General features: G+C 43.5%; 19 protein-coding genes. 8 read left to right on the top strand and 11 right to left on the bottom strand.

Going from position 1 to position 19,124, the window contains the following annotated elements:
- Positions 1–44: 44 nt before the first annotated feature.
- Positions 45–803 carry a 2-phosphosulfolactate phosphatase gene (locus OKX00_RS05300; protein ID WP_265409701.1) on the bottom strand — a complete coding sequence of 253 codons (759 nt, stop codon included), beginning with the start codon at positions 801–803 and terminating at the stop codon, positions 45–47.
- 224 nt (positions 804–1,027) lie between these two features.
- Between OKX00_RS05300 and OKX00_RS05295 the strand changes: the two genes are divergently transcribed.
- Both OKX00_RS05295 and OKX00_RS05290 read left to right on the top strand, forming a co-directional pair.
- Complete coding sequence (locus OKX00_RS05295; protein ID WP_062232880.1) at positions 1,028–1,477, top strand: MarR family winged helix-turn-helix transcriptional regulator; 450 nt, start codon at positions 1,028–1,030, stop codon at positions 1,475–1,477.
- 5 nt (positions 1,478–1,482) lie between these two features.
- Positions 1,483–2,697 carry an MFS transporter gene (locus OKX00_RS05290; RefSeq protein WP_416054302.1) on the top strand — a complete coding sequence of 405 codons (1,215 nt, stop codon included), beginning with the start codon at positions 1,483–1,485 and terminating at the stop codon, positions 2,695–2,697.
- A gap of 169 nt (positions 2,698–2,866) precedes the next feature.
- Here the strand turns inward: OKX00_RS05290 and OKX00_RS05285 are convergent, their stop codons facing one another.
- From OKX00_RS05285 to OKX00_RS05260, 6 genes are all read right to left on the bottom strand, one after another.
- Positions 2,867–3,946 (bottom strand): AbrB family transcriptional regulator, encoded by a 1,080-nt coding sequence (locus OKX00_RS05285; RefSeq protein ID WP_265409699.1) that lies wholly within the window; start codon positions 3,944–3,946, stop codon positions 2,867–2,869.
- Positions 3,947–4,541: 595 nt separating this feature from the next.
- Positions 4,542–5,600 (bottom strand): amidohydrolase family protein, encoded by a 1,059-nt coding sequence (locus OKX00_RS05280; protein WP_265409698.1) that lies wholly within the window; start codon positions 5,598–5,600, stop codon positions 4,542–4,544.
- Positions 5,601–5,721: 121 nt separating this feature from the next.
- Complete coding sequence (locus OKX00_RS05275; protein ID WP_265409697.1) at positions 5,722–6,936, bottom strand: right-handed parallel beta-helix repeat-containing protein; 1,215 nt, start codon at positions 6,934–6,936, stop codon at positions 5,722–5,724.
- Positions 6,937–6,998: 62 nt separating this feature from the next.
- Entirely contained in the window at positions 6,999–8,138 is a 1,140-nt protein-coding gene (locus OKX00_RS05270; RefSeq protein WP_265409696.1) for a Ger(x)C family spore germination protein, read from the bottom strand.
- Positions 8,135–9,235, bottom strand: coding sequence for a GerAB/ArcD/ProY family transporter (locus OKX00_RS05265; RefSeq protein WP_265409695.1), 1,101 nt, complete (start codon positions 9,233–9,235; stop codon positions 8,135–8,137). Before OKX00_RS05265 ends, OKX00_RS05270 begins: the two co-directional genes overlap by 4 nt.
- Positions 9,219–10,721 carry a spore germination protein gene (locus OKX00_RS05260; RefSeq protein ID WP_265409694.1) on the bottom strand — a complete coding sequence of 501 codons (1,503 nt, stop codon included), beginning with the start codon at positions 10,719–10,721 and terminating at the stop codon, positions 9,219–9,221. The genes OKX00_RS05265 and OKX00_RS05260 overlap by 17 nt, the downstream gene beginning before the upstream one ends.
- A gap of 209 nt (positions 10,722–10,930) precedes the next feature.
- Here OKX00_RS05260 and OKX00_RS05255 point away from each other — a divergent pair, with 209 nt between their 5' ends.
- Genes OKX00_RS05255 through OKX00_RS05245 form a run of 3 tightly spaced genes read left to right on the top strand, consistent with a single transcriptional unit; the run spans position 10,931 to position 13,342 of the window.
- The gene (locus tag OKX00_RS05255) at positions 10,931–12,103 is read left to right on the top strand and encodes an MFS transporter (RefSeq protein ID WP_265409693.1); all 1,173 of its coding nucleotides are present in this window, start codon (positions 10,931–10,933) and stop codon (positions 12,101–12,103) included.
- 21 nt (positions 12,104–12,124) lie between these two features.
- Positions 12,125–12,886, top strand: coding sequence for a threonine/serine exporter family protein (locus OKX00_RS05250; protein WP_265409692.1), 762 nt, complete (start codon positions 12,125–12,127; stop codon positions 12,884–12,886).
- Between the two features lie 12 nt (positions 12,887–12,898).
- Entirely contained in the window at positions 12,899–13,342 is a 444-nt protein-coding gene (locus OKX00_RS05245; RefSeq protein ID WP_053357170.1) for a threonine/serine exporter family protein, read from the top strand.
- A 29-nt stretch (positions 13,343–13,371) separates the two neighbouring features.
- On the opposite strand, the gene OKX00_RS05240 is transcribed toward OKX00_RS05245, so the two are convergent.
- The 4 genes from OKX00_RS05240 to OKX00_RS05225 all read right to left on the bottom strand — a co-directional run bounded on the left by OKX00_RS05240 (position 13,372) and on the right by OKX00_RS05225 (position 16,665).
- Positions 13,372–13,902, bottom strand: a complete 531-nt coding sequence (locus OKX00_RS05240; RefSeq protein WP_053357169.1) for a chromate transporter — start codon at positions 13,900–13,902, stop codon at positions 13,372–13,374.
- Positions 13,899–14,474 carry a chromate transporter gene (locus OKX00_RS05235; RefSeq protein ID WP_265409691.1) on the bottom strand — a complete coding sequence of 192 codons (576 nt, stop codon included), beginning with the start codon at positions 14,472–14,474 and terminating at the stop codon, positions 13,899–13,901. Before OKX00_RS05235 ends, OKX00_RS05240 begins: the two co-directional genes overlap by 4 nt.
- 30 nt (positions 14,475–14,504) lie before the next feature.
- A complete protein-coding gene (locus tag OKX00_RS05230) occupies positions 14,505–16,139 on the bottom strand; it encodes a gamma-glutamyltransferase family protein (protein WP_265409690.1) in 1,635 nt (544 codons plus the stop codon).
- Between the two features lie 169 nt (positions 16,140–16,308).
- Positions 16,309–16,665 carry a transcriptional activator HxlR gene (locus OKX00_RS05225; protein WP_265409689.1) on the bottom strand — a complete coding sequence of 119 codons (357 nt, stop codon included), beginning with the start codon at positions 16,663–16,665 and terminating at the stop codon, positions 16,309–16,311.
- 196 nt (positions 16,666–16,861) lie between these two features.
- On the opposite strand from OKX00_RS05225, the gene hxlA reads away from it, so the two are divergent.
- From hxlA to OKX00_RS05210, 3 genes are all read left to right on the top strand, one after another.
- Positions 16,862–17,494, top strand: coding sequence for a 3-hexulose-6-phosphate synthase (hxlA, locus tag OKX00_RS05220; RefSeq protein ID WP_053357166.1), 633 nt, complete (start codon positions 16,862–16,864; stop codon positions 17,492–17,494).
- A gap of 11 nt (positions 17,495–17,505) precedes the next feature.
- Complete coding sequence (gene hxlB, locus OKX00_RS05215; protein ID WP_265409688.1) at positions 17,506–18,063, top strand: 6-phospho-3-hexuloisomerase; 558 nt, start codon at positions 17,506–17,508, stop codon at positions 18,061–18,063.
- Positions 18,064–18,138: 75 nt separating this feature from the next.
- Complete coding sequence (locus tag OKX00_RS05210; protein ID WP_265409687.1) at positions 18,139–18,855, top strand: 3-ketoacyl-ACP reductase; 717 nt, start codon at positions 18,139–18,141, stop codon at positions 18,853–18,855.
- Positions 18,856–19,124: the final 269 nt, after the last annotated feature.

Below are 19,124 nucleotides of genomic sequence, written 5' to 3'. Positions count from 1 at the left end.
CCTATCCGATCAGGACTTTATTTGGTATGGGACAGGCCATGAAATCAGCTCCTGGCAAAAACATTCCCTTTCAACTGGGGTACAAGATCAAACTCATCCATCTTCGTACAATGCCGCACATCTTCAGAAAATCCGCGTTCACGCAGCTCCAGTCCGCTGCCGCAGTTCCAAATGACTTCTTGAATGTTTTCCTTTTGATAAAGATAAGCGCCTATACATACTTGTGCTTCAGGCGATTTACTTCCGTTAAGTTTCGAAAGTATGGCACCTGCACCGAGATAATCCTCGATACCTGGTCTGATGTTATTTTCAGCCTGCTGCGGATTTCCCCATCTCTCACCGCATGCCACCACGGTGATGTCAGCACCTGACTGCTTTTGCAGCTGTTCGGCCTTTCCCGCAGCGGCCGATGCATTCAGCAGACAGCCGATCAGCAGTGCAGGAACTTTTCTGGCAGCCCAAATGCACGCTGCACCATTCAACGAGCACATCACAAACTTCTTTTCTTGGTCAAGCAAACTGAATGATGCCGGTGAAAGAGAATGCATCCCCCATTTCAAAGCTTCTGCTCTTCCTGATAAAAGCTCTGCTCCGATTTCCTCTGCATATTTTTTGGCTTCTTCATTGATTGGCGGAGGATAGGGAAAAATCTTAGCACCATAACTTAGTGCCGTAACAACGGTGGATGAAAAGCTTAAAACATCAACCACAACAATAATGTCTCCCCGCTCTGCTGCTTCTCTTGCCCCCCTGACTCCCCACTCTGTTTTGCATTGATAACGCTGCTGCTGAAATACCAACATTTTTCATTCTCCCTTCAGTCTCTCTGCTTTTAATGGTATCAGCAGCACTTTAAAAAAAGTAGACTGTTTTTACATAATTTGTTAAACTGTATCCTGAGGTCTGAAAATTTTTCGAATGTTTCCCCGCTGCTTCTGGCAGCGGGTTTTTTTGTGTGTATTGCATTCTTTATAAATATATGTTTTACTTATAATTGTCTTAACAAGTATTTTTTATGAGAGGAACGATGATTTTGCAATCACAACATAAAGATGTTTCTGTCGGCTTTTTAATTAACCAGACAAGCAGGAAAACAATAAATTTGCTTATGCATCGCTTTCGTGAATTTGATATTACACCCGAACAATGGTCGGTTCTTTATCAGTTATTCGAGGACGGGGGCATTACCCAGAAAGAACTTGCCCGCCGAACGGCTAAAGACCAGCCAACCACGGCTAGAATCCTCGATATCCTTATGAAAAAAGAACTGATTCAAAAGCAAATGAGCGAAACGGACCGCAGAGCTTTTATTGTCTCCCTTACGGAAAAAGGCGAGGAAATCGCCTCCAAGACCGTTCCCATTGAAGCTGAAACCATGAAAGAAATCCTTGCCGGAATTGAACCGGCAGAAGTGGAACGGTTTAAAGAAGTCCTTGAGAAATTAAGCAAAAATATTGATGACATCATCAACAGTTAGGAGCCATGCAATTGAATTCACACCAAGAAAAACTTTGGAGCAAGGAATTTATTATCATAACCGTATGCAATTTGCTTTTATTTTTAAATTTGCAGATGATACTTCCTTCGTTTCCTGTCTATACGAAAGATGCCTTTCAAGCCAGTGATTTTACCGTCAGCCTTGTTACGAGCCTGTTTGCTCTTTCTGCCATCGCCACCCGTTTTTTTGCAGCGGGAATTCTTCGAAAAGGAAAAGCATCTGTCATTCTTTATTGTGGGATCGCCATCGCCGCGCTATCGACAGCCGGCTATTATTGGTGCGGATCTATTCTTCTCCTTCTTGTCATGCGTGTGCTTTTTGGGATAGGCTTCGGACTATCAAGCACAACCTTGCCTACCATGGCAGCTGACGTTATACCCCAAAAACGGATGGGTGAAGGAATCGGCTATTTCGGGCTTTCAACGAGCTTAGCGATGTCACTCGGCCCGATTATCGGCCTTTCATTGCTTGGCAACTACGGGTTTGGAACACTGGCAGCTGCCGGGACTGTTGTTTTAATTCTTATTTTCCCGCTGGCGTTCGTGAACCGGTCCGCCGCCGTTCTTCCAGCCCCGCCTAGTGCGGAACCATTGAAAAAAGCCAATCACAGTACGGGAGAAGCCCTTAAAAAAATTGCTCTTCCTGGGCTATTAAACCTGTTATTATCCATTACGTATGGAGGGCTGCTTAGTTTCCTTGCTCTATTTGGAAAAGAAGCCCACCTCACCCATATCAGCTACTTCTTTTTATTTAACGCCCTTGCCATCTTTATCATCCGTCCCTTTTCCGGAAAGATTTTTGACAGCAAAGGTCATTTTAGCTTACTGACAGCGGGGGCCATCTCCGTGATGTGCGGCCTCTTTACGCTTTCCATAGCCTCTTCCACAGGGTATATCATCCTGTCCGCGATGCTTTATGGCTTTGGGTATGGCATGATTCAGCCTTCCGTACAGGCTTGGATGATAAAAGCAGTACCCGTGGAACAACGCGGCTTAGCCAACAGCATGTTCTTTAATTCGCTCGACTTAGGAGTAGCTGCAGGTTCGATGCTGCTGGGTCTGATCGCCATGCATCAGGGATATGCCGGCATGTATCGCCTATCCGCTCTGTTTATGGCAGTCTTTCTCGTCCTGTATCTCGCTGTGTCTCTCTTGCACAAGGGAAAACAGCAGGCTGAAGATGTGCGGAAATCAGCTTGATATCATGGAATTGAGCGAAGCAAGGCTGGAATTGAGCCTAATCCGATGATAATTGAGCGAAACTCGAACATAATTGATCCTTATCGAATATTCAAACAACTTCGCTAGGGTAAAAACTTAAAAAGCCATAAAAAAAAGCTTGAAGAATCATAATGATCTTCAAGCTTTTTTATGCTGATTTAGCTATCTTTTTCCGTTTTCTCACCCACCATTGAGCCAGGGGCAGAACAGCAAACATAATAAAAAAGATACGAAACAGCTGATAACCTGTAACCATGGAAAGATCTGCATGAACTGCGGAAGCGGTAACTCCCATCTCAGCGATGCCTCCTGGTGCAGCACTCAAAAACGCTGTAGTAAAGTCCATTGGCGTCCATTTGCTGAGCAAAAAAGCAATCCCTAAAGAAAACAGGACGAGCAAAAGACTGTTTCCAATCGTGTAGATGCCTAGTTTCTTCACATTCCCCTCCATTTGTGGATTAAACTGCCGGCCAATGTGGATTCCGAGGAAAATTTGGGCAACGAGAATGAAATATGACGGAACATGAGGGGCTTGCAATCCTAACGAAACGGATACTGAGACAGCGATCAGAGATCCTGTCAAAAAGCCGGCTGGAAGCCTGATCCTCTTTCCTCCCCAGGCGCCAAACAAGGCGATAGCAGCAAAAACAGCATACTGCACCCATGTCCCCGACTCAGCAGCATTTACCTGTGGAGCCGTAGATGGACGAACTTCACCGCCAATTCCGTGAACCGTTAAAAAGGGGACGAAAAAGATGACAGATACTGAACGGATCGTCTGCATGAGGACCACGGTCGTTGTATCCACCTCCATCGTTTCTTCGCTCATAACCACGACCTGTGACATTCCGCCGGGAACACTTCCAAAGATACTGCTCGCCAGATCAATTTTTATATGTTTTACCGTGTAGAAAGCCAGAACGAGGCAAAATAGAACCGTAATAACGGTTGTAGAAGCCATAAAAGGAAACTGAAGCACCATTTCTTTTACTGTTCCTGCTGTAAAAGAAGTTCCTAGCATTGATCCCAGAAAAATAATAGCCGTATGCCTGAATCCGATCGGCCAGTACAGCGGCTGTTTTGATAACTTCCTCCATACCACAACAGCAGTGAGCGAACCTAACAGCCATGGCAATGGCATGTGTATCAACAGGAACAGGAGTGCACCCGTGATCCCTATACATGCTGTCTGCAAAATCGCAGATACGTTTTTGTTTCCTTCCAACATCAGCATTGCACCCCTTCAACTTCAACAGATAGTCAATACCTGCCTGAGAAATCAGCGTTGCCTAGTACATTTATTCAACTATCATATCAAAAACTGTTTAAAAATGACTGTTTTATACATAAAGAGCATTTTGTTCATAAAGTTCATGAATAGATGATTTGGATAAATTACGAAGTGTAGATTGATAACAGTTTGAGGAAAGATGATTGAAGAGGTGAATGCCAGTGGAAATTATAAGCTGCTTATTCCAATAGACAAAAAAACTATTTCTACTAGAAAAATAGTTATAAAACAAGAACAGAGGTCTAGTCCACCTTCTGCATCCTCTCATATGATATCTTAACCGGAATTTATTTCTGGAATCCATTTTCAAGGGGGATGCACGAATGGGCTTCGAAAAAAAGCACAAAAAGTTCAGCACAGGAAAGAAACATAAATGCGAATCTTCTTCTTCCTCTTCTTCTTCAAGTTCTTTCTTCTGCAAAAAGCGAAAGAAAAAACATTGCGGTTGCCATAGACGCCGCCGCTGTTGCCACGGTTTCGGCTTTAGCTGGATCTAACCCTTTAGAAAATCAGCTCAAAAAGAAGGATCCTTTTAGGATCCTTCTTTTTTGCGCTTGTCCGCCAGCTTCATGATCAGTTCGTTTGCTTCTCTTTTGTTCAGCTTATACTTTGCCGAACCTTTCGAAAGTGATTTAATTTTGTTCATTTGTGTTTGGGTAGGAGGCTGTCTTTCAATCAGTGATTCATAGTTTTGATATGCGACTTTCACTGCTGTTTTATCGCTTAATAGATCAATCATCTCATAAATAGCGGCAATAGCCCCATCATACCCAATTCCATATCCAGAATCACTGCCAAACAAAAAACGATCTGGATAATTTTCCATCAAGGGCACAAAATCTTTCAGTTCATATTCACTGCCATCGCCATATTCAGTATATCCTGCATAAAAGTCAATGAATAAATTGCTGTATTTAGAAAGCAATGCTTCTATATTTTCTGGCGAGGAGGCAACGTTGGCATGAGCGTAAATGAAATTGACCTTCGGAAAACGGGTAAGCACCCTTTGCAATCCCCCTATAGGCGGACCATAAGCAGGATCGATATGCAAAAGCACAGGAACTTTATACCGGCCAGCCAGTTTATAAATCTCATTGAGTTTCCCAGAAGACGGAGTTTCCGCCTTCCATTTAACAGAAGAGACAATTGGCGAATAAGTTGAAGCAGCCGCCAATTCACCGATGTTTAAGTAACCATTTTCAAGGTTTTTCCTAGTATAGGCTATCCCTTTTTCAGAATAAATGTTGATGCCCGCAAAGGATGGATACACCTGCTCAGGGCGTTCCTCATAATCCTTCCAGGCGAGCTCATCTGTTTTCATTGCCTCTGGTTCAGAAATACCACCAAATAAAACCGTACGATCCACTCCAAGTCTATCCCATTCCATATAGGGAAATTCTGGAGATTGGTGGTTATGCACATCAATTAAGGGGAGATCTTTATATACCTTATAAAGCGGCTCGCCATCCGGCTTTTTCTTTCTCATCTCTTTTAATTTCAAATGCATCGTTTGATCCGCTTTATAGTTTACATCAGGAATTACGGTAACATTTTCTTCTTTTTTATCCACTTGAATCGTACAGGATGCCAACAGTAAAATGATGGTTCCTCCTGCAGCAAAAAAAGAACGGAATGCAGCGATTTTAATTGACCTCTTCCTCCCTTAGAATGTCATTATAAATAAAAGGAGTGAGCTAGCCTCACTCCTCCAGTTAGTTCATGATTTTCACAGGAATTAAATCGGTATTTTGCTTTGTGAAGGAATTATATTCTTTATTGATCCGGATAAATCCTTCTGTCGGTGTCTTCACTTTATTCGTCTTTAAAGTGTTGATATCCTCTTCATTTAAATCATTGTAGATCGTATCGTACTGTGAACCCGGTCCTGTGTTTCGCCACACGAGAAATTGCATAGGTCTTGCCGCATCCTCTATGACGTTATTTTCAAACTTCGGATGGATGGCACCACTGGCCAATATCCCCCTGTAACTCCCAGTTCCGTCAGCTACATTTTTGATGGTATTGTCTTCTATGACAGCGTTTGACCAGTTCATGACGCGAATGGCATCCTGACGTGTTTTTTCTATCGTATTGTCCTTGATGACAACCTGATCATGATATTTTCCGCCTGAATACTTATGAGTCCCAACCGCCCGGTCAAGATTTTTAAACTCATTATCTTCAATGGTTACATTCTGGTTCGGTGTACGGTCGAACGTGCTCCATTTCTGGCTCCATCCTAATGTAGAATGATCCGGTGTATCAAGGTTGATGGCTTCTTTATTCCTGTTAGGCGAAGGCTTGGAATCAAGAAAACGATTATGTGCGATGGTTGCGTGTGACGTTGCATCCATTTCAATAAAATGGCCAGATTGCATATTTCGGAACGTAATGTTTTTTACATTTATATTCATGTTATGGCCTGCAATTATGGCAATTCCATCTTGTGTGTACTTCATATCGATTACGGCTGAACCTTCACCGATAAAAGAGATGTTTTTCTCTCCGTTATATTCTCCATATATACTGCTCTTTGCCGATTTGGAAGGACGGATCAGCTGAAAGATAGATTTCGCTGACTGAAAGACACTCGTCCCGGTCTTCGTTCCTTTCACAATGTTCACTCCGTCCTTTAATTTCAGGGTTACATTGGACGGAACATACAGGGTGTTGGAAATTGTGTACGTTCCTCTGTTTAAAACGAGAGTACCTCCACCCGTCTTTTCCAGCTGTTCCAAGTACGACCGCAGCAAATAATAATGCTTCGTATACGAATTATACGTACTGAAGTTCATCATGAGTCCTTTGTAGGTTTTACTGTTTGGAGTCACCGAATAAGTTGGTGACGCTGCAGCTGCATGGGATGGAAGAATAATGCTGGCCATCAGAGCTGCTGTTACAATCCATTTCATTGCCTTTTTACGCATGATTAATATTTCCCCCTATGAATTATTCTCCTCTTCTACTATCGGCAATTAGAGCCTATTCATTAGTTAATAATGCCATGCTGAGTGATCGTAACTTTTACATTTGGTTCAATGGTGATCTTTGAATAATCTTTATCCCAGTTCATCCTCTTCCAATCGGAATTGTGAAACGCTCGAATCTTCTTGCCGATCCCAAGCTCATCACAGTTGGCTTTTTGCATTTTTTTAATCGTTTTATTAGCAAGATTATTCATTTCTCGTGATAATAAACGATCCAGCTTTGTTGCTTTTTTGGGATTGTCCAGATGATCCATCGGAAGTTCATTTACATTTACATCCATTTTCAAATTTAGTTTAACATGTACTTTTTGATTGTGGGAAATGTTAATTTTCATTTTCCGTTCAATATCATTAACAAGAATGGTCATGTAATTCTTTTCATTAATTTCTTGCCTTTTGCTGATTTTAAATGTAAATCGAGGGTAAGGATTTTTAACATTGTTCAAGAGCAGCAGCAGAGTGGACTCTCTACCGTTTAATGATCCTGTCATTTTGTTCCTATGAAACATCGCTGTTCCGATCACTGATGCTCTTTGCTGCTTCTCGATGATCTTCAAGTATGGCAGCAGATAATCATTCCCTTCATCAAACATGAGCGTACAGATCGATTGGACGGTTTCTATATCATAGAGGCCGATATTACTGGCACTTCTTATCAGTTCAGGATAATAGATATCCAATAGCGTTGAATCCTGAGGCTGAATTTCCAGCCCTTTTTTAGCCTGTCCCTTCACAACGGCCACCATGGCGTTAACGGACCCTCTGGGATCCCTGTAAATGACATCGAGGCTGGAATACATATCTTTTCGGGCCAGCTTTTCACCAAATAAGAAGATGCGGTTTCTTGAAGCATCGAACATCTGTGAAACTTTTTTATCGAGGTTAAACCGCGCATCACGTGTGGTGTCTCCGGTTGAAGTTACAACCACACTTTTTACCATAGCGACCGCTTGAGAAGATTTGTTTACAACTGGATATACGACGGTGTCCCTTATTTTTCCGTTAGGAGCAAGATCTAGCCCTACTGCTAAAATAAGCCTGGATTCCTTGATGAGACGCTGATCCCAGCATCCTGTCATCAAGGGGATTATCGAAGCGATCAAGAACAGCACGCAGATTATTCTTGTCCATTTATTTTTCATAACACTTTTTTCTCCTTTATATAGGTAAAAGCAGTTATGATAAAAAACAGGATTGGAATCCCGATTACGAATATATAGCTTAAATACGTAACGGAATTGGTAAACTTTCCAACCTCATACCCCCCCTCAGGTATGAGCGCAAGAATGACAGTGGGTATTGCAGCAAAAATAACGAAAGGAGTATGATCCTGATGTTTTTTTGAAAAGGACATCATTCCTCTTGAAGCGCCAAACAAGAAGGCCATATAAGATGTGGCAACCGAAACGATCCACATGGACAAAAACAGCAAATCAATCCGTTCAAGAACTTTAAATGAAAAGGATTTTATCATATACAGCAGCGGCTGGGGAACCAGTTTAAATTCATTAATACCAAAGAAGAGAATACAGATCAGTGTTAAGAAAGCATAAAACAATGTAACGATTAGATTGGCGATGGAAATGGACTTTAATTTCTTAATCGGCTTTGAATCTGCATAAGGGGCAATGACCAGAAAAAGTTCAAATCCCAGCATGGAGAAAAAAGCTTTCTCCGTCCCTTTTAAAATTGGAAAAAAGCCACTCTCACCTACAGGGAAAATATTCAAGTAATTCGCTTCAAAAAAAGCGTTAATGACAAGTAATACAAAAATGATCAGCATGATTGAGACAAATACAAAAAACCTCGCAAGAAATTTAACCGGCCCCCTTATTGCATAGATTCCGATAACCGCCATTAGAATAATAAGCAGCCACCTGGGGGTCAAAGGAAGAATCCATAAGTTGATCATCTCTGCAAATAGAGAAAGAATGCTCGCGCCGATCAAAATAAAAAAAATGATATATAGAAATTTAATCACTCCGCCAATCCAGAGCCCCGCACTATGATCAAAAATTTCAAAAATGGTCATGGCTGGATATCTTTTCATGGTGTACCAGAATAAAACTAATAGAACTTGTACAATACAGCCTCCGATTAATACAGAGATCCAGCTGTCATGTCCAGCTTGTGTGTAAATATTGTATGGCATAGATAAGATTCCTACTCCGACCTGAGCCTGGACGATGAAGAAGATTAACTGAAAGGATGTAATATTGTCCTCATTTCTTAGTTTCATTTTTATTCCATCCTCTGGTTTTGTTTTGCTTCTTTATTTTTTGCGGCAAAGTGTCCATCGGCCGATCATTCAGTTTCCATATCGGAAAGCGAACGATTGCATCTTTTAAGCCACTGAGATTAAACGGCCCAAAAGGTGAGAAATATGGAGTGCCAATTGATTCCAATTTACACAGATGCAGCAGGATGACCATCAGCCCCATAACAATGCCCAGGAAGCCAAGAAGAGAGGCGGCAATCATCAGAGGAAACGTCAAGATACGAATCGAAGCACCCATTTCATAGGTTGGAACTGTAAACGATGCGACCGCCGTAACCGCAATGACAATGACCATCACGTTGGAGATAAAGCCGGCGTTTACTACGGCATCACCGATGACTAAACCGCCAACGATACCGATTGTTTGGCCGATCGGAGTGGGGAGCCTCACCCCCGCCTCGCGGATCAGCTCAATTGTAAACACCATGATGAAGGCCTCAACAATAGGCGGGAAAGGAATACCTTCCAATGATGACTTAATAGGAAGAACGAGCTCATTCGGTAATATCTCAAAATGAAATCCAATAATGGCTATGTATATCGCGGGCAGTGTCATGGCCACCAGAAAACTTACCATCCTCAGCAAGCGAAAAAAAGAACCAGAGAGGAGTCGGCTGTTAAAATCATCAGGCGATTGAAAAAAGGAAAGGAACGTTACCGGTAAAATTAATGCGGTTGCGCTCCCTTCTGCCAAGAGAGCAATCCTACCATCCATTAAGTGTGCCATCGTCCGGTCCGGACGTTCTGTAGGAAGCATTTGCGGAAAAGGCGAGAATGATTTATTTTCCAGAAACTCTTCCATATACCCCGGACTAAAAATCATGTCTGTTGAAATAGAACAGATTCTCCGGTCCACTTCCGCCAATATTTCTTTATTCACCAAATCATCCATATAAGCGATGACCACTTTTGATTTTGTTTTTTTACCCAAAATATACTGCTTAAAGACTAGACTCTCATTTTCGATGCGCCTGCGGATCAATCCGAGGTTTTGGTTTATGTTCTCGACAAAGCCTTCATGTGAACCTCGGACGACTTTTTCATTGTAGGGCTCTTCAGGAGGCCGGGTGATTTCTAACTGGACATTGATGGCGTAAACACTGTCCATCCCGTCCAAAAGCAGAAGGCAGTTTCCCGTCAGCAATTTTTTTATGGCTTCATTCAAATCGTTAAGCTGTATCATTTCTGCATTCGTAATGCCTGCCATGATGTTTATTTTCGGCTGTCTGTTTAACGGTTCCAGTATACTGTTTTGAATTTTTTCAGTATCAGCGATCGATTCCAGGTAGATGACAATCCCTGCTGATCCATTATGATTGATGTCTCTTGTTTTCAAATCACTGCTTTGATGAAGGACCTGATTTACAAACTCCAGGTTTTTTGCAGCCGCAGAGTCAACCGGTTTGATTTCCTCTGATTCTTGATTGACTTGTTCATCTTCCGGCATCTCCTTCACCTTCCCTTTAAAGCTACTCTCCTATCATTAGAGTGAGCAAATAAATCAAGGTTTATTCTATTTCTTCTATTGCTGAATATATGATTTGCCGTATGATAAGAAAAGTGTAAAATAGTAAAGTCAGAAAGTTAATATTATGAAATTTTAAATCTGTTTTTTAAAATGAATAGGCGGTTATATTGGAAAGGCGGATCTCTTCATTGAATAAAAAAATCATACTTTATTGTGTAGCCTTTGCTGCATTCTTTGGTCCCTTCACACAAACGATCTATACACCGATCCTCCCTGAAATCCAGCATGAATTTCAGACCTCGGGATTCATTGTGAATTTAACGATTTCCATCTTTACTTTCATACTCGCTATGATGCAGATTGTTTATGGCCCGTTGACAGATAAGATCGGCCGGAGAAAAGTGCTGCTTCCTGCAATACTTCTTTATGTTGCCGCTTCAGCCGGTGCGGCGTTATCCCCTAACATATGGACACTCCTCTTATTCCGGGCTGTTCAGGCAGCAGGAATAGCAGCAGGATCTGTCGTCGCAACCACTGTCATCGGAGATTTATTTGAAGGAAAGGCCCTTGGACGTTCTATGGGAACCTTTCAAATGCTTGTAGCGCTCGGCCCGGTAGTTGGGCCTGTTGTTGGAGGCTTTGTTGGAGGGTATACTGGTTATCAAGGTGTATTTTGGGTACTCACAGGAACTGGCCTGCTGATGTTTTTTGCTAATTTAAAGCTTCTTCCTGAAACAAAGCCTGCAGGGGTATCAAGAAAAGGATTCAGCTTTTCGGATTTCACCATTGTACTTAAGAAAAGAACCGGACTTGCTATCGTTCTTCTTGGATTTATTCAATATTATACGTTTTATAATTTTCTCGTTTTCCTGCCTCATCTGCTCGCAGCCTTCTATGGTTTATCGGCCAGCGAAAAAGGCTTGGTTTTCCTTCCTATGTCCTTGTTCTTAGTGGCAGGAAGCTATGTTGGCGGACGGCTCCAGGAAAGGGGCAATCCGAAAAATTTCCTGATTGTAACATCAAGCTTAAATGTTCTTGCCACCGTTTTATTTGTTTTTTTATCTTCAGTATCACTTCCCGTTTTAATCACGAGCATCTCACTTTTCGGTCTTTGTCTTGGGCTGTCACTCCCTGTCCAAACCACCCTGCTGGCACGGGCTTTTCAGCATAATCGTGCAACAGCCATAGGCGTTTATAACTTTTTCCGGTACTTAGGTATGGCGGCCGGACCGATGATCGGCTCGATGTTTTACAAGGTTGGAAATCGTGCAGAATTTTTATTTGCCTCTTTTCTATTTGCAGGCGCTGTATTTTTTGCAGGCAGGCAATTTCTAAAGTCAACAGAAAAATCTATGAACTAATCTCCTGAAAGGGGGCCTACTATGCCTAAGAATAAAATTGAAGATGTAATGGAAGTATGCCTTTTGGCAGGCAGGCTCATGCTTCAAAATGGTGCAGAAACCTACCGGGTTGAAGATACGATCACCCGGCTTGCGCAAAACTATAATATGGAAGCCGCCCAGGTTTTCGTTACACCGACCGCCATTATTCTATCGTTGCTTGAAAAGGGAAAAACAAAGGATTATACGAAGATTGTCAGGATCCTCGACCGGTCGACAGATCTGCATGTCGTCGTTCTCGTCAATGATCTGTCACGAAAAGTGGCCAATGAATCCCTTTCACTGGAGACGGCAAAAAAGGAATTGAAAAAGATTGAAGTCACACCTGAAGCGTATCCAACATGGCTTCAGGTTGTGGCTGCCATTCTCGTGAGCGGCTGCTTCGCCCTCATGTTCAAAGGAAACTGGAACGACTTTTTGCCTTCCATGATCGCCGGAGGTGTCGGTTATGCCATTTTCTTATTTTCAAAACGCTACATTTCGGTCCGCTTTTTCTCTGAGCTTCTTGCTGCGTTTTTTATCGGCCTGATTGCCAAGCTTGCCATCACGGCCGGCATTGGAGACCAGCTCGATAAGATTATTATCGGAGCCGTGATGCCGCTTGTGCCGGGTGTGCTGATCACAAATGCGGTACGGGATCTGATGGCCGGTCACCTTGTTTCCGGCATCTCATTAGGAGCTGAAGCGATGCTGACGGCCTTTGCCATCGGAACAGGCATTGCTTTTGTTATCGTTACGCTGTGAGGAGGAAATACGATGCACATGATTGAAGCAATTTGGACGAGCTTTATTGCTTCGGCCGGGTTTGGTATTCTATTTAACGTTCCAAAAAAGGCTGTCATCCCCGGCGGCATCTGCGGGATGATCGGCTGGCTCATCTTTGAAGGGATGTCAGGAAACAGCCAGTTCGATCTGGTTCTGGCCACCGCGATGGCCTCATTTGTGGTAGCGGCCATCAGCCACCTGTATGCCCGGATCCACCGTATGCCTGTCATCATCTTCAGTGTCTCCGGCATCATCCCGCTCGTACCAGGCGGCGGTGCCTATGACACGATGAGGCAGCTGGTCGAGAATGATTACAACGCCGCGATCCAGCTCGGCTCACAAACCTTCCTGATTTCAGGGGCAATCGCATTCGGGCTTGTCCTTGCAGGAACGATTATCCCGATCATTTTGCGCAGCCAAAGAAAGGTGAAATAAAACAAGAACTGACAATGTCAGTTCTTTTCTTATGCCATGAAAACTGCCCCGTAGCCAATGGCAGCCACGATTACAATAACTGGAGATACTTTGAATTTTTGCATTAATAGAAAACTGATAGCGGCTATGGCTGCAGTCTGTATCCAGCCGGAAGAGCTGACAGATTCCGCAAAAAAATCATAAGCCATCACTCCGAGAAGAACGGCAATCGTTGGTTTTACGTATAACGTCATTTTTTTCACTCTTGGTGAATCCTTGAACTTATAGATGACACTCAGGAAGACGATCATCAAAACCAGGGAAGGCGCTACCGTTGCAAAAACAGCCACAAAAGAGCCGAGAGCGCCTCCTTGCGTGTAACCGATATAGCCGGACATCTTTGTGGCAATCGGACCCGGGAGTGCATTGCCAAGCGCGAGCACTTCAGTAAACTGATTGACGGTCAGCCAGTGATAACGGCCCACAACTTCATTTTCAATCAGAGGAATAGAAGCCGGGCCTCCCCCATACCCCAGGATGCCGGGGATAAAAAAAGCAAGGAAAATATGCCAATAAATCATCCCATACCTTCCCCTCTCTCAGAAGATTTCTCTTCATCTTTCCTTGTGGGCTTAAGAAGCGCATAAGCCAGAAGCACGCCGATCAAAATGGCGGGATGTATCCTCAGCAGCTGCAATAATAAGATGCCTGCCGCTACATGAATCAGGCTGAGCTTAAATCCCAGACCTTTCTTTGCGCTGGTGAAAAACTGCCACGTCAGCACCGCAAGCAAAACGGCAACAACAGGAAGCACGCCTTTTGTCATTCCTTGAACCCATGGCTGGTCTTTATATTGTGCGAGAGAGGTAAGAAGGACGATCATCAGAATAATAGTAGGAAGAATAGAAGAGAGCAAAGCAACAAGCATACCGGATAAACCGGCCACCCGGTATCCGATATATCCTGCCATTTTTGTGTTAATGGGGCCAGGCAAGGCATTTCCAAGGGCAAGCACATCTCCAAATTCTTCATCGTTCATCCATTTAAACTTTCCGACCACTTCCTTATGTACGAGCGGTATGGAGGACGGACCGCCTCCATATCCAAGAATGCCTGATCGAAAAAAAGCGATAAATAATTGCAAATAGGTCATGAATGCATCAAATCCTTATGAAGGTTATTTCTACCAGGCTGCCACGGCCCCGTCAGTCCGGCCTTCTGTTCCGCCGGCCAGTACACCGGTTTCAGGATTGCGCCATATGATCTGGCCTCTCCCAAAGTTGCCGGCATCAAGTGCAACTTTTACGTCATGGCCTTTGCGCGCCAATTCCTCGGCAACATGCTGCGGCAGTGAACGTTCTACCAGTACCTTCTTCCCTTCGATCCATTGCCATCTCGGTGCATCAAGCGCGGATTGTGGATTCAGCTTGAAATCGACCGTGTTCATGATGACCTGGACATGCCCCTGGGGCTGCATGTATCCCCCCATGACGCCGAAAGGACCCACTGGCTGGCCGTCTTTCGTTAAAAATCCCGGGATAATGGTATGATAGGTTCTCTTGCCGGGACGAAGGCAGTTGTCGTGAGAATAATCCAATGAAAAATCATGCCCCCGGTTCTGAAGGCTGATACCGGTGCCAGGCACCACAATTCCAGAACCAAAGCCCATATAGTTGCTTTGAATAAACGATACCATGTTCCCATCTTCATCAGCTGCTGCAAGATAGACTGTGCCGCCTTTTGGAGGTGTTCCCGGCTCAGGCAGCATCGCTTCCGGGCCAATGAGCTGTCTGCGCTTTTCTGCGTATTTTTCTGATAAAAGAGCTTCTGCTGTTACTTTCATATGCGTAGTATCTGTCACATATTTTTTGGCATCCATAAAAGCAAGCTTGATCGCTTCAATCTGCTTGTGATACCGATCAGCAGCTTCCGTTTCGGGAAAATCATACCCTTTTAGGATATTAAGCGCCATTAAAGCAACAATCCCCTGGCCATTCGGAGGGATTTCCCAAACTTCATAGCCCTTATAAACGGCCTTGATCGGTTCCACCCATTCTGGATGGAAGGCTTCAAGATCCTCTTTTCGCAGGAAACCCCCTTCATTTTCAGAGGCTGTGCTGATCTTGTCGGCCAATTTCCCTCTGTAAAAAGATTCTCCGTTTGTTTCGGCGATTTCCTTTAATGTGGCTGCATGATCGGGTGATCGCCACATTTCACCTATTTCCGGAGCTCTTCCGTCGGGCGCAAAGGTTTCAAACCAGCTCTTAAATTCATCGGCCTTCTGTTCTTTTTTGTAAGCTTCAAAAGCTTGTTTCCAATACGTTCCGAGGACTGGAGAAACCGGATAGCCTTCCTCTGCATATGTAATGCCCGGCTGAAGCACCTCAGTCAGCGGCAGCTTTCCAAAACGGCGCGATAATTCTGCCCATGCCGCAGGAGCTCCGGGGACAGTAACCGGATACCAGCCATATTTCGGGATCTTGTCGTACCCTTCATGTTTGAGCGCTTCAACGGTAATATTTCGCGGTGCGGGACCACTTGAATTCAACCCGTGCAGCTTTCCTTTTGTCCAAACAAGCGCAAAAGCATCTCCTCCGATCCCATTTGACGTCGGCTCGACCACGGTAAGGCAGGCAGCCGTCGCAATTGCCGCATCAATGGCATTTCCGCCTTTTTTTAAGATATCCAGGCCTGCTTGTGCCGCAAGCGGCTGAGATGTTGCTACCATTCCTTTTTTGCCGTAGGTTACTGAACGCCGGGAAGAATACGGATATCGTTCTTGATTAAAGAATGGTTGTTCCATGGTTTGCTGTTTCATGTTTTCACCTCTCAGGGCATGCAAAACCCACATATATATTCAGAATATTTTATACATAGTTTAATTCTTGTTATGGTGAAATACAAATGTTTTACAAATAGAATCCGTTCAAGGTTAAGTTACTTGAAGATACATCAAAAAAATCCCGTCCCTCTCCGGACGGGATTAATTACTTTGCATCATCTATCGGTTTCATATCCATGGTCACCATGTAATCCTTCCCCCATTGGTACATGGCATCCAAAATAGGCATCAGGCTCTCACCTTGCTCCGTCAATGAATACTCAACTTTTGGCGGAACAACAGGATAAACTTCGCGATGGACAATCATATCCTCTTCCAGTTCACGAAGCTGGTTAACGAGCATGCGCTGAGTGATGGCGGGTATAAGAGCCTTCAGCTCACCGAAACGTTTTGTTCCTTCTTTCCCAAGGTGCCATAAAATAATCATTTTCCACTTGCCTCCGATGACAGATAACGTTAATTCTTTCTCACAGTTAAACATTTTATCGTCCATTCGTGACATAGAACATCACCTCCACCCTTATTATACCTTATAGTATACTTTTTAACACTATGTAATATTAAAGTCAGTACTTCACAATAGGTAATCATGAAGAGTATACTTACAACTAATCCTTGACGGACTTATAAAGTCAGCCGCCAAAGGAAATAATATGAGGTGCAACATAGATAAAACACCACAGGAGGAGAATGTAAAAATGGAATTACAACTAGCGATAGATCTTGTAAATACAGAAGAAGCCATCAAATTGGTGAAAGAAGTTGAAGAACATATCGATATCGTTGAGATCGGTACCCCGGTTGTTATCAACGAAGGCCTTAGAGCAGTTAAAGAAATGAAAGAAGCATTTCCAAATTTGAAAGTCCTTGCCGACTTAAAGATTATGGATGCTGCAGGATACGAAGTCATGAAGGCTTCTGAAGCCGGTGCTGACATCATTACCATCCTTGGGGCAGCTGAAGATGCATCCATTCAAGGGGCGGTTGATGAAGCAAAAAAACAAAACAAAAAAATCCTTGTGGACATGATTGCCGTTAAAGATATCGAAACAAGAGCAAAAGAGCTTGATGAGCTTGGTGTTGATTATATTTGTGTCCATACAGGTTATGACTTACAGGCTGTCGGGAAAAACTCTTTTGAAGACTTAAAAGCGATCAAACGCGTCGTTAAAAACGCAAAAACGGCTGTCGCAGGCGGAATTAAATTAGAAACATTGCCTGAAGTTGTTGCAGCTCAGCCTGACCTGGTTATTGTCGGCGGCGGTATTACTGGACAAGATGATAAAAAAGCAACCGCAGCTGAAATCCAAAAATTAGTAAAACAAAGCTAAGGATTTTCCACATGAATACTTCACATTATTATACGGAAATTGTGAAGGAATTAAGCCTGGCAGCGGACTTAATTTCAGATCAAGAGGCTGAAATGCTTGTAGATGAAATTTTGAAAGCCAAGAAGATATTTGTTGCAGGAGCCGGCCGAAGCGGACTGATGGGAAAATCCTTTGCCATGCGAATGATGCACATGGGATTGGATTCCTATGTCATCGGTGAAACCGTGACCCCTAACCTGACTGAAGACGATCTCATCATTTTCGGTTCAGGTTCCGGAGAAACAAAAAGCCTTATTTCAATGGCCGAAAAGGCGAAAAGCATTGACGGTAAAGTCATTGCAGTGACCATCTTTCCCGACTCGACTCTTGGTAAATTGGCCGATGTCTGCGTAAAATTACCAGGCTCTCCAAAGGATCAATCGGAAAATGACTATAAGACCATTCAGCCTATGGGATCTCTATTCGAACAAACTCTTCTGCTGTTTTTCGATGCTGTTATTTTACGTTTCATGGAAAGAAAAGGGCTTGATACGGATACCATGTTTGGGCGCCATGCAAATTTGGAATAGATATTCATTAAAAACAGGACAGGACTGCCTTTGGCGTCCTTCCAGTTGTTTTTACATAAAAGGAGGAAAGCGCAGATGCAAACATTAAAGGGAAAAACAGCGCTCATCACCGGAGCTGGAAGAGGAATTGGCCGTGCAACAGCGATTGCTTTTGCAAATGAAGGCATTCATGTTGGCCTTATCGGTAAAACCCGTTCAAATCTCGAAAAAACAGCAGCAGAACTGATGGAATATGGCGTGAAGGTGGCGATTGCAGAAGCTGACGTTACGAATAGCCATGCTGTTATTCAAGCTGTAAAGAGCATTGAAGATGAACTGAGCTCCATCGATATTTTAATAAATAATGCCGGGATCGCAAAGTTTGGCGGATTCCTTGAACTTTCGCCTGAAGAGTGGAAAAATATCGTAGACGTCAATTTAATGGGTGTTTACAACGTTACAAGAGCAGTTTTGCCGGGAATGATTGAAAGAAAAGCAGGCGATATCATTAACATTTCGTCATCAGCAGGGCAAAAAGGTGCACCAATAACAAGTGCGTACAGTGCTTCTAAATTTGCAGTATTAGGTCTAACCGAATCTCTTATGCTTGAAGTAAGGAAACATAATATTCGTGTCAGTGCCCTGACACCAAGCACAGTGGCGACAGATTTGGCCATTGATACAAATCTGACGGACGGCAATCCGGAAAAAGTGATGCAGCCTGAGGATATGGCCGAGTTCATGGTTTCCCAGTTAAAATTAAATCCGCGTATTTTTATTAAAAACGCAGGCATGTGGTCGACAAATCCATAAAAAACAGGTAAACGGCAGTTCCTCCTTGAGGAACATAGGGGGGCTGTCCAGAAAGTCGAAAATTGACCTTCAGCAGCTCCTTTTTTGGCTTGAAAATCTTCATTGAAAAGTTGATTGAAGTGGAAGGTGCGAGACTCCTCGAAAATGAAATTCACATTTTCTTCGTTCGATAAAAAGCTGCCGGAGCCTTCCTTGTCCTGCGGGACTAGCGTGACAGGTGAGACTCCCGCCGGTGCTTGCACCAAAAAGTAGGCGTTCACGCCGGTAAG

The sequence above is a fragment of the Fictibacillus sp. KU28468 genome (genome assembly GCF_026153615.1).
In the GTDB taxonomy this organism is placed as follows: Bacteria; Bacillota; Bacilli; order Bacillales; family Fictibacillaceae; genus Fictibacillus_C; species Fictibacillus_C marinisediminis.
Note: the sequence above shows the minus strand (reverse complement) of the source record. Positions and strands in the feature narration are given on the sequence as shown.

Bases quoted from the DNA above. Each gene is read 5' to 3' on its own strand.
- OKX00_RS05245 (WP_053357170.1), top strand. From the start codon at position 12,899: ATGCACATGATTGAAGCAATTTGGACGAGCTTTATTGCTTCGGCCGGG.
- OKX00_RS05235 (WP_265409691.1), bottom strand. From the start codon at position 14,474: ATGACCTATTTGCAATTATTTATCGCTTTTTTTCGATCAGGCATTCTT.
- OKX00_RS05265 (WP_265409695.1), bottom strand. From the start codon at position 9,235: ATGAAACTAAGAAATGAGGACAATATTACATCCTTTCAGTTAATCTTC.
- OKX00_RS05285 (WP_265409699.1), bottom strand. From the start codon at position 3,946: ATGTTGGAAGGAAACAAAAACGTATCTGCGATTTTGCAGACAGCATGT.
- OKX00_RS05275 (WP_265409697.1), bottom strand. From the start codon at position 6,936: ATGCGTAAAAAGGCAATGAAATGGATTGTAACAGCAGCTCTGATGGCC.
- OKX00_RS05290 (WP_416054302.1), top strand. From the start codon at position 1,483: ATGCAATTGAATTCACACCAAGAAAAACTTTGGAGCAAGGAATTTATT.
- OKX00_RS05225 (WP_265409689.1), bottom strand. From the start codon at position 16,665: ATGTCACGAATGGACGATAAAATGTTTAACTGTGAGAAAGAATTAACG.
- OKX00_RS05300 (WP_265409701.1), bottom strand. From the start codon at position 803: ATGTTGGTATTTCAGCAGCAGCGTTATCAATGCAAAACAGAGTGGGGA.
- hxlA (WP_053357166.1), top strand. From the start codon at position 16,862: ATGGAATTACAACTAGCGATAGATCTTGTAAATACAGAAGAAGCCATC.
- OKX00_RS05270 (WP_265409696.1), bottom strand. From the start codon at position 8,138: ATGAAAAATAAATGGACAAGAATAATCTGCGTGCTGTTCTTGATCGCT.
- OKX00_RS05230 (WP_265409690.1), bottom strand. From the start codon at position 16,139: ATGAAACAGCAAACCATGGAACAACCATTCTTTAATCAAGAACGATAT.
- OKX00_RS05210 (WP_265409687.1), top strand. From the start codon at position 18,139: ATGCAAACATTAAAGGGAAAAACAGCGCTCATCACCGGAGCTGGAAGA.
- OKX00_RS05260 (WP_265409694.1), bottom strand. From the start codon at position 10,721: ATGCCGGAAGATGAACAAGTCAATCAAGAATCAGAGGAAATCAAACCG.
- OKX00_RS05295 (WP_062232880.1), top strand. From the start codon at position 1,028: ATGATTTTGCAATCACAACATAAAGATGTTTCTGTCGGCTTTTTAATT.
- hxlB (WP_265409688.1), top strand. From the start codon at position 17,506: ATGAATACTTCACATTATTATACGGAAATTGTGAAGGAATTAAGCCTG.
- OKX00_RS05240 (WP_053357169.1), bottom strand. From the start codon at position 13,902: ATGATTTATTGGCATATTTTCCTTGCTTTTTTTATCCCCGGCATCCTG.
- OKX00_RS05250 (WP_265409692.1), top strand. From the start codon at position 12,125: ATGCCTAAGAATAAAATTGAAGATGTAATGGAAGTATGCCTTTTGGCA.